This is a genomic window from Phenylobacterium sp., assembly GCF_036264965.1.
GTDB lineage: Bacteria > Pseudomonadota > Alphaproteobacteria > Caulobacterales > Caulobacteraceae > Phenylobacterium.
On sequence record NZ_DATAPY010000032.1, the window covers coordinates 1 to 8,878 of the forward strand.

8 protein-coding genes and 1 pseudogene are annotated in these 8,878 nt (G+C 68.3%); 4 read left to right on the forward strand and 5 right to left on the reverse strand.

Annotated elements, in window-relative coordinates; all coding sequences use genetic code 11:
- Positions 1 to 128 precede the first annotated feature (128 nt).
- Positions 129 to 1,154 carry a UbiA family prenyltransferase gene (locus VHS75_RS04290; RefSeq protein ID WP_329637372.1) on the reverse strand — a complete coding sequence of 342 codons (1,026 nt, stop codon included), beginning with the start codon at positions 1,152 to 1,154 and terminating at the stop codon, positions 129 to 131.
- A 477-nt stretch (positions 1,155 to 1,631) separates the two neighbouring features.
- On the opposite strand from VHS75_RS04290, the gene VHS75_RS04295 reads away from it, so the two are divergent.
- The gene (locus VHS75_RS04295; RefSeq protein ID WP_329637373.1) at positions 1,632 to 3,419 is read left to right on the forward strand and encodes an ABC transporter ATP-binding protein; all 1,788 of its coding nucleotides are present in this window, start codon (positions 1,632 to 1,634) and stop codon (positions 3,417 to 3,419) included.
- A 33-nt stretch (positions 3,420 to 3,452) separates the two neighbouring features.
- Positions 3,453 to 3,956: a hypothetical protein gene (locus tag VHS75_RS04300; protein WP_329637374.1), complete on the forward strand. Its 504-nt coding sequence runs from the start codon at positions 3,453 to 3,455 to the stop codon at positions 3,954 to 3,956.
- On the opposite strand, the gene VHS75_RS04305 is transcribed toward VHS75_RS04300, so the two are convergent.
- The 4 genes and pseudogenes from VHS75_RS04305 to ppk2 all read right to left on the reverse strand — a co-directional run bounded on the left by VHS75_RS04305 (position 3,953) and on the right by ppk2 (position 7,197).
- Positions 3,953 to 5,158, reverse strand: a complete 1,206-nt coding sequence (locus tag VHS75_RS04305) for a winged helix-turn-helix domain-containing protein (RefSeq protein WP_329637375.1) — start codon at positions 5,156 to 5,158, stop codon at positions 3,953 to 3,955. The two genes, VHS75_RS04300 and VHS75_RS04305, sit on opposite strands and share 4 nt — an antisense overlap.
- A gap of 140 nt (positions 5,159 to 5,298) precedes the next feature.
- Entirely contained in the window at positions 5,299 to 6,279 is a 981-nt protein-coding gene (locus tag VHS75_RS04310) for an aldo/keto reductase (RefSeq protein ID WP_329637376.1), read from the reverse strand.
- Positions 6,280 to 6,291: 12 nt separating this feature from the next.
- Positions 6,292 to 6,411, reverse strand: a pseudogene (locus tag VHS75_RS23040) (hypothetical protein); the annotation flags it as partial.
- A 24-nt stretch (positions 6,412 to 6,435) separates the two neighbouring features.
- On the reverse strand, positions 6,436 to 7,197 hold the full coding sequence (gene ppk2 / locus VHS75_RS04315; RefSeq protein WP_329637377.1) for a polyphosphate kinase 2: 762 nt from the start codon (positions 7,195 to 7,197) through the stop codon (positions 6,436 to 6,438).
- Positions 7,198 to 7,243: 46 nt separating this feature from the next.
- Between ppk2 and VHS75_RS04320 the strand changes: the two genes are divergently transcribed.
- Both VHS75_RS04320 and VHS75_RS04325 read left to right on the forward strand, forming a co-directional pair.
- Positions 7,244 to 7,966 (forward strand): 16S rRNA (uracil(1498)-N(3))-methyltransferase, encoded by a 723-nt coding sequence (locus VHS75_RS04320; protein ID WP_329637378.1) that lies wholly within the window; start codon positions 7,244 to 7,246, stop codon positions 7,964 to 7,966.
- A 90-nt stretch (positions 7,967 to 8,056) separates the two neighbouring features.
- Positions 8,057 to 8,878: glutamate--cysteine ligase (locus VHS75_RS04325; protein WP_329637379.1), on the forward strand; the 822-nt coding region annotated here is incomplete at its 3' end.

Consider the following 8,878-nt stretch of genomic DNA (forward strand, 5'->3'; position numbering starts at 1 on the left):
CACCCAGGATCTCAACAACCGGCATCCGGGCTCCACATCTCTGCAAAGCCCACAAAGAATCCAACACGATCCCAGCCGCAACACCTTCAGCTACTCACATGCGATTCCCCTGCCCCTGAGGGGAGCATCTAGCCAGGTAGCGGAAACCGTGTCCCGGCCACGATGGCCAGGACCAGGATCAGGCCCGCCCAGGCGTTGGACTTGAACAGCCTCAGCGCCAGCGCCCCGTCGTCGGTGCGCACCTTGCGCGCCTGGGAGCAGAGCTGCACCCCGTAGGCGATCAGACCCAGATAGAAGATCGAGCCCAGGTTCGCGGCGGCGCCCATGCCGATCAGGATCGCGGAACTTGCCAGGTAGAAGCCCAGGATCGCCAGAGGCGCCTGCGGCCCTAGCCGGCGCGCGGAGGACTTCACCCCGGCCAGGGCGTCGTCCTCCAGGTCCTGGATCGCGTAGATGGTGTCGTAGCCCAGGGTCCAGAACACGCCCGAGGCGTAGAGCAGGACTGCGGGCCAGGTCAGCGCGCTGTCGGTCAGCGCCAGCTTCAGGATCCGCCAGTTGCCGGTCTCGAAGACGTAAGGGGCCATGCCGCGCCAGAACCGCGGGCCCGCGCCGGTCGCCGCGGCGAAGCCCAGGAGGGCGCCCCAGTTGAAGGTCAGGCCCAGCCAGGCCTGCGGCCACCAGGTGATCCGCTTCATGAACGGATAGGCCGCCACCAGCGCCAGCGAGGCCGCGCCCAGCACCACCGCTGTCGGGGTCAGGCTCAGCAGGATCGCCAGCGAGACCAGGCAGCAGGCTATGACGAAGAGCCAGGCTTGGCGCACGCTGATCTGCCCCGCCGGGATCGGCCGCAGCGCTGTGCGCGCGACCTTGGCGTCGATGTCGCGGTCGACGATGTCGTTGTAGGCGCAGCCCGCCGCGCGCATCAGCGCCGCGCCCAGCGCCATCAGCCCCATCAACCCCAGGTCCGGCAGCCGGTGCTCCATGGCGTCGGCCAGCACGATCCCCTGCCAGCCCGGCAGCATCAGGAGCCAGATCCCCACCGGTCGGTCGAACCGCCCGATCTTCAGCCACGGCCGCAGGCCCGTGGGCGCAAACCGATCGACCCAGTTGGCGGGCCGGGCGTCGGGCAGGTGGGAGGCGGTGGTCGGCGACATCTCCATCCCCTTTATGGGGAGGGGCAGGCCGGCGCTAGCCGGCCGGGTTGGGGAAGTCGCGATCATGCCCGGGCGTTGAGCCTGATCCACACCTCCCCGCCCGTCTCTCGGAACTGTGTTCTTCGAGCCACCCTCCCCATAAAGGGGCGGGAAGAGCGCCGCTCGCCTTGACGCTCACCGGGCCCGCGCCTAGCTTCCGGCGCCTCAGCCACGCGAAGGGAGGGTCAAGATGAAGCTTTTCATGTCCGCCACTCCCCAACCGTGCGCCGGGCCGCCGCCGCGCTTCTAACTCAACCGGATTGCTTCGTCTGAGGGCCTGACCGGCCCCGGTTTCGAAGTCATTCCGCGCGCCCGTGGTCCTCCGGGGTTCCCCCGCAAGCCCCGCTCCGCCCAAGACCTTTCATTCGCGCCCGAGCGCCGCTGTCCTCGATGAGGAGCTTCGCGGTCCGCCCGGCGCCTGAGATCCCGAGTTCCGAGATGACCGACCACTACGAGGATACCGAAGACCAGAAGGAGAGGGTGCTGAAGAACAGCCAGGTGCTGGGCTTCATCGCCGGCTTCTGGCTGCGCCGCCCATGGCTGCTCACCGGCACGATCACCTTCGTCGTCGCCGCCATCGCCTTCGACCTGGCGACGCCCTGGGCGTCCGGGCGGCTGGTGGATGCGGTGACCCATGGGCAGGACCGGGCGGCCGACGCCTGGCGCGCCTGGGCCGTGTTCGTCGGCGTCTACTTCGCCTTCTCGACGATCCGCAACATGTCCATGCGGTTCTGGATCCCGCTCGCCTCCTCCAACATGAAGGAGATGACCGACGAGGGCTTCAAGAAGGTCCAGTCGTTCAGCGCCGACTGGCACGCGGACATGTTCGCCGGCGCCACCGTGCGCCGTCTCAGCCGCGCCATGTGGGGCTATGACAGCGTGTCGGACGCCGCCCTGGTATTCCTGGGCCCCGCGATCATCGTGCTGGTGGGCCTGTGCGTGATGATGGCGGTGCGCTGGCCGCTGGTGGGCGCCTTCTCCACCGTCATGGTGACGCTCTACATCGTCTCCAACATCGTCACGACCAACCTCTATGCGCGACCGGCGAACCTGCGCTCGGTGGCGCTGGACAGCCGCATCGGCGGGGCGCTGGCCGACTCCATCTCCTCCAATCCGACCGTGAAGAGCTTCGGCGCCGAGGCGCGGGAGGAGGCCCGCGTGGCCGGCGTCACCGACCTGTGGCGGCGGGCGGCCAACAAGACCTGGAACCGTTTCACCGACATCTGGCTGATGCACAACATGATGCTGGTGGTGCTGCAGGCGGGGCTGACGGGCCTGCTGTTGCGCCTGTGGGCCAAGGGCCAGGCGACCCCCGGCGACGTGGCCTTCGTGATCACCGCCTTCATGCTGATGACCGGCTATCTGCGGAACATCGGCGACAACATCCGCATGACCCAGAAGGGTCTCGACGATACCGAGGACATCGCCCGCTACGCGACCATGGACCCGCAGGTGATCGACCGGGCAGACGCCAGGCCGTTCCGCGCCGACCTGGGTGAGATCGTCTTCGACCGGGTGGTGTTCCGCTACAAGTCGGCGGCGACGCCGCTCTACGACAACTTCACCCTGCGCATCGCGCCGGGCGAGCGGGTGGCGCTGGTCGGGCCGACGGGGGCCGGCAAGTCGACCTTCGTCAAGCTGATCCAGCGGCTCTATGACGTGGACGGCGGCCAGATCCTGGTGGACGGGCAGGACATCGCCCAGGTCAGCCAGGGCAGCTTGCGCCGCGCTATCGCGGTGGTGCCGCAGGACCCGGCGCTGTTCCACCGCACGCTGTCGGAGAACATCGCCTACGCTCGGCCCGACGCCACCCAGGACGAGGTCGAACTGGCCGCCAAGCGGGCGCGCGCCCACGATTTCATCCTGCGTCTGCCCAAGGCCTATTCGACCCTGGTGGGCGAGCGGGGCGTGAAGCTGTCGGGCGGCGAGCGCCAGCGGGTGGCGATCGCGCGCGCCTTCCTGGCCGACGCGCCGATCTTGGTGCTGGACGAGGCCACCTCGTCGCTCGACGTGGAGACCGAGCGGCAGGTGCAGGCGGCCATGGAAGAGCTGATGGTGGGCCGCACCACCATCGTCATCGCCCACCGCCTGTCGACCATCCGCGGCGCCGACCGCATTCTGGTCTTCGAAGACGGCCGCATCGTCGAGGAAGGCAAGCACGCCGACCTGGTGCAGAAGGGCGGCGCCTATGCGCGGCTGCACGCGGTGACCGAGGGCTGGGCCTAGCGCCGCCGCGTCAGGGCGGTCTAGGGTGCGGGCATGTTCCGTCCGGTCCTGGCCGCCCTGTTGCCCGTGCTCGCCGCCGGCGCCGCCGCGAGCGCCGAGGCCCCGGACTATTCGCCGCTGCAACTCTACGAAGGCGCGTGGAAGGTGGTGATGCCCGCGCCGGTCGGGCCGCCCCTGACTGTCGGCATGGTCAACAGCTGCGGCCGGGTCGGCGCCAATTTCGCCTGCCAGCAAGCCCTGGCCGGCGTGCCGGGCGCGATGACCATCTTCATGCCCACCGCCGTGCGCGGCGCCTGGCGCACCCGGATCGTCTCCGGAGACGGTTTGGTGGACGGCCCCCCGGGGGAGTTGACCATCGATGGCCCGGTCTGGACCTTCCTCACTCAGGAGAAGACCGCCAAGGGCGTGACCTGGACCCGCAACATCAACCGGTTTGTCGGCGCCGACCGGATTCACTTCGAGGTGGCCACCTCGCCCGACGGCAAGACCTGGACCCTCGACGTCGCCGGCGATGAGGTGCGCGTCCCGCCGTCCTAGCCGACAGCCTGCGCCAAGGGGCCCGCCAGGTCGCCCTTGCGCTCCACCCGTACGCCGCGAAGGCCCAGCCAGCCGGCCATCAGTTTCAGCTCCTGGGCCAGGCGCACCGGCGTCGCGTCGCTGGCCCAGGGTTCGGCGTGGCTGGCCTGGACGATCAGGACGCCGGCCTTGCGGTCGGACTTCAGGTCGACGCGGGCGGTCAGCGCATCGCCCTCCAGGAACGGCAGGACGTAGTAGCCGTGGGTGCGCTTGGCGGCGGGCGTGTAGATCTCGATCCGGTAGCGCACGCCGAACATCCGCTCGGTGCGCTCGCGGTACCAGATCAGGTTGTCGAACGGGGAGAGCAGGGCTTGGGCGTCGACGCGGCGCGGGCGTTTGGCGGCGGGGTCGACGAAGGCGGCGTCGCGCCAGCCCTTCACCGTCACCGGGATCAGCGAGCCGTCCTCCACCAGCTCGGGGGTGCGGGCCTTGGCGTCGGCCACCGGCATGCGGAAATAGTCGCGCAGGTCGAAGGCGGTCGCGACGCCCATGGCCCGGATGGCGATCCGCAGCAGCGCCCTCTGCGCCTCCTCGCGGCTGGGCGTCGGCGCCTGGATGATGGCTTTCGGCAGCACCTTATCCGGCAGGCCGTAGACCCGCTCGAAGGTCCCGCGCCGCGTGGCGGTAGTGAGCTCGCCGGTCCAGAACAGGCACTCGACCGCGCGCTTGGCCTCGCTCCAGCCCCACCAGCCGCCTTCGCCCTTCTGGCCCATCTCCAAGTCCGATGCCGACAGTTGCCCGCGGGCGCCGATCTCGTCCAGCACCTTGTCTACGAAGTCGCGCCGCTCGCGCAGGAACCGCGCCACGCCCTTCCAGGTCCCGGCGCCGTCGTGGGCGTCCTGCATGCGCCAGCGGAACAGCGGCTGGTTCTCCACCGGCAGCAGCGAGGCCTCATGCGCCCAGTATTCGAACAGCGGCCGTTTCTTCGCCCAGGCGAGGTCCTCCAGCATCTCGCGCGGATAGGCGCCCAGCCGCGCGAAGGCCGGCAGGTAGTGGGTGCGGCTGACCACATTGACGCTGTCGATCTGCACCACGCCCAGCCGCTCGATCAGCTTGACCAGCTGGCGCCTGGTGACCGGGCCCTCCGGCCGGGGCGTCGCGAACCCCTGGGCGGCGAGCGTGATGCGGCGGGCCTCGCCGGCGGTCAGCTTCTCACCCGGCATGGAAGAGCAGAGGCATGGGAGGCTCCGGAATCACCAGCGATCCAGCAGCCTAGCTAGCGAACAAAGAAAGAACAACTAAGTGTTTACGAATGGTTAACAGCTTGACCATTCCCCCTTTGGGACGCGGAACAAATTGGGATTCAGGCGTGATCTAACACCGGTTTTGGTTTGTAGTGCGCTTCCAGCCGTTTGGCCTCGTCGTCGCTCAAGGTCACGTCGAGCGCGGAGACCGCGTCGTCGATATGGCCGAGCTTGCTGGCGCCGACGATAGGCGCGGTCACCGCCTTCTGACGCAGCACCCAGGCGAGCGCGATCTGCATGTTGGAGAGCCCTCGTTCGCGGGCGATTTCGCTCACCACCTCGACCACCTGCTGGTCGGCCTCGGTGTAGTAGAGGCGCGGGCTGAACTCGTCGGTCCGGGCGCGTTCAGTGTTGCCTTCCTTGGGCGCGGCGCGGCCGCCGGCCAGGTAGCCGCGGGCCAGCGGCGACCAGGGGATGACGCCGATGCCTTCCGCCCGGCAGAGTGGCAGCATCTCGCGCTGCTCCTCGCGGTAGACCAGATTGAGCTGCGGCTGCATGGAGACGAACTTCGCCCAGCCGTTCCGCTCGCTGGCCGCCAGCATGCGGGCGAACTGCCACGCATACATGGACGATGCGCCGATATAGCGGGCCTTGCCGGCCTTCACCACGTCGTTCAACGCCTCCAGCGTCTCCTCGATGGGGACCTCATAGTCAAAGCGGTGGATCTGGTAGAGGTCGACATAGTCCATGCCCAGCCGCATCAGGCTGGCGTCGATCTGGGCCATGATCGACTTGCGGGAGAGGCCTTTCTCGTTCGGCCCCTTGCCCATCGGGCCGTTGACCTTAGTGGCCACCACGATCTCTTCCCGGCGGGCAAACTCGCGCAGCCAGTGGCCGGTGACCTCTTCGCTCGCGCCGATCGAATAGACATTGGCGGTGTCGAAGAAGGTGATCCCCTTCTCGATGGCGCTCTTGAAGAACGGCTTCGATTGCTCCCGGTCCAGCACCCAGGTCCGCCATTCCGGCGAGCCGTAGGTCATGCAGCCGAGGCAGAGGCGGGAAACCTTGAGCCCCGTTTTTCCCAGACGGACCTGTTCCATGATGCTTCTCCCTCATGACCTCAAAAACCCGTCATCCCGGACGGCTTGCAAGGCCGAGCCGGGACCTAGGAGCCACCGCACAGCCTGAACCCCTGGGTCCCGGCGCTCCGCTTTGCTGCGGCCGGGATGACAGAGGTTTGGTGCGGCGTTCCTCCTCTAGCGGTCCAGCCGTCCGTCGGTCAGCGCCTCGGTCTCGAACTCGAAGACCACCTTGGGGTCGGGCTTGTCGACGCTCTTGGCGATGGTTTTGGGCGCCAGCTCCTTCAGGAGGTAGCGCATGGTGTTCAGCCGAGCCTTCTTCTTGTGGTCGGTGCGCACGATGATCCAGGGCGCCTCGCGGGTGTGGGTGCGCCTTAGCATCTGGTCGCGGGCCTCGGTGTAGTCGTCCCATTTCTCCTGGGCGACGGCATCGAGGGGGCTGACCTTCAAGGCTTTCAAGGGGTCGGTCTCACGGGCCTTCAGGCGTTCGGCCTGTTCTTTCCGCGAGATGTCGAGCCACAGCTTGATGACCTTCAGGCCGCTTCCCGCCAGCATGGCCTCGAACCCCGGCGCATCGCGCAGGAAGGCCTCGTGTTCATCCGCCGTGCAGAACCCCATCACCGGCTCGACGCCGGCGCGGTTGTACCAGGAGCGGTTGAACAGCACGAACTCGCCGGCGCCGGGCAGGTGGCGGACATAGCGCTGGAAATACCACTGCGAGCGCTCGCGGTCGGTGGGCTTGGGGAGCGCGATGGCGCGGGTGTTGCGCACCGACAGATGTTCGGTGATCCGCTTGATCGCCCCATCCTTGCCGGCCGCGTCACGGCCTTCGAAGATCACCAGGCTCTTTTCGCCGGATTTGATGGCCGCCTGCTGGAAGCGCACCAGGGCCGCCTGCAGGCTTTCGAGCTCGCGTGGGTAGTCGTCATCTTTCGCCATGCCTTGACCCTAGTCCCGATGAAGCCCCGGGCGCTACAACGGCTCGATGATCCGTCTGTTCATTCCGCACGATCTGGCCGCCGGCGCCGAGCTGGCGCTGGACCATGGCCAGAGCCACTACCTGGCCTCGGTGATGCGCCAGGGCGTCGGCGATCAGGTCGCGCTGTTCAACGGCCGCGACGGGGAGTGGCTAAGCGCAATCACTGCGGGCACCAAGCGCGCCGTCGCCCTGCGCGCGGAGACCCTGGCGCGGCCGCAGACGATGGGGCCGGACCTCGATCTGATCGTCGCGGTGGTCAAGCGCGGGCGGGTGGAAACCATCGTCGAGAAGGCCGCCGAGCTGGGCGCGCGCCGCGTGCGCCTGGTCCTGACCGAGCGCACCAACGCCGACCGCGCCCGCGTCGAGCGCCTGACCGCCATCGCCACCGAGGCCGCCGAGCAGACCGGCCGGCTGGACGTGCCGCAGGTCTCGGAGCCGGTGAAGCTCTCAAAGCTGGTCGACGGCTGGGAAGATGGGCGAAGGCTGCTGTTCTGCGACGAGGCTGGCGATGCACGCCCGATCCTGGAGGCGCTGAGCGGCCAACCGGCCGGTCCCTGGGCCATCCTGATCGGCCCGGAAGGCGGCTTTTCGCCGCAAGAGCGCGCCGTGCTCCGCGCGCTGCCCTACGCCGTTCCGGCTTCACTCGGCCCTCGCGTCCTGCGGGCCGACACCGCCGCCATCAGCGCGCTCACGCTCTGGCAGGCGGCCCTCGGCGATTGGACCCCTTGAGCTTCGCCCGATTGCGCCCACCTATCCCCTCAACGTAAAGAGCACCGCCGCGCCCAAGAACGCGGGCCCGGTTGGGATGGGGAAGATTGCATGGCCGAGACCGCCACGGACGACCGTCCCCTGACGTTTGACGACCTGGTCGCCTGGTTCGACAAGGGCTCCAAGCCCAAGGACCAGTGGCGCGTCGGCGCCGAGCACGAGAAGTTCGTCTTCCGCCTCGGGAGCCACGAACCCGTGCCCTACGAGCCTAACGGCATCAAGGCCCTACTCGACGGCCTGACCCGGTTCGGCTGGGATCCGGTGCTGGAGGCGGGCAACGTCATCGCGCTGGAGCGCGGCAAGGCCAATGTCAGCCTGGAGCCCGGCGGCCAGTTCGAGCTTTCCGGCGCGCCGCTGGAGACCATCCACGACATCTGCGAGGAGACCGGCGGCCACCTGCAGGAGGTGAAGATCGTCGCCGACGAGCTGGGCCTGGGGTTCTTAGGCCTCGGCTTCACCCCCATCTGGCGCCGCGACCAGATCCCGGTGATGCCCAAGGGCCGCTACAAGATCATGCGCGAGTACATGCCCAAGGTCGGCGGGCTCGGCCTCGACATGATGTTCCGCACCTGCACGGTGCAGGCGAACCTCGACTTCGGCTCCGAGGCCGACATGGTGGCGAAGTTCCGCACCAGCCTCGCGCTGCAGCCGGTGTGCACTGCGCTGTTCGCCAATTCACCGTTCATCGAGGGCAAGCCCTCCGGCTTCGTCTCGGCGCGGGCCAACGTCTGGACGGACACCGATCCCGACCGTACCGGCATGCTGGATTTCGTCTTCAGGGACGGCTTCGGCTTCGAGACCTACGCCAAGTACGCCCTGGACGTGCCGATGTACTTCGCCAAGCGCGGCGACCGCTACATCGACCTGGCCGGC

Excerpts from the sequence above, each read along its gene's own strand:
- VHS75_RS04290 (WP_329637372.1), bottom strand. The coding sequence starts at position 1,154 with ATGTCGCCGACCACCGCCTCCCACCTGCCCGACGCCCGGCCCGCCAAC.
- VHS75_RS04295 (WP_329637373.1), top strand. The coding sequence starts at position 1,632 with ATGACCGACCACTACGAGGATACCGAAGACCAGAAGGAGAGGGTGCTG.
- VHS75_RS04300 (WP_329637374.1), top strand. The coding sequence starts at position 3,453 with ATGTTCCGTCCGGTCCTGGCCGCCCTGTTGCCCGTGCTCGCCGCCGGC.
- VHS75_RS04305 (WP_329637375.1), bottom strand. The coding sequence starts at position 5,158 with ATGCCGGGTGAGAAGCTGACCGCCGGCGAGGCCCGCCGCATCACGCTC.
- VHS75_RS04310 (WP_329637376.1), bottom strand. The coding sequence starts at position 6,279 with ATGGAACAGGTCCGTCTGGGAAAAACGGGGCTCAAGGTTTCCCGCCTC.
- ppk2 (WP_329637377.1), bottom strand. The coding sequence starts at position 7,197 with ATGGCGAAAGATGACGACTACCCACGCGAGCTCGAAAGCCTGCAGGCG.
- VHS75_RS04320 (WP_329637378.1), top strand. The coding sequence starts at position 7,244 with ATGATCCGTCTGTTCATTCCGCACGATCTGGCCGCCGGCGCCGAGCTG.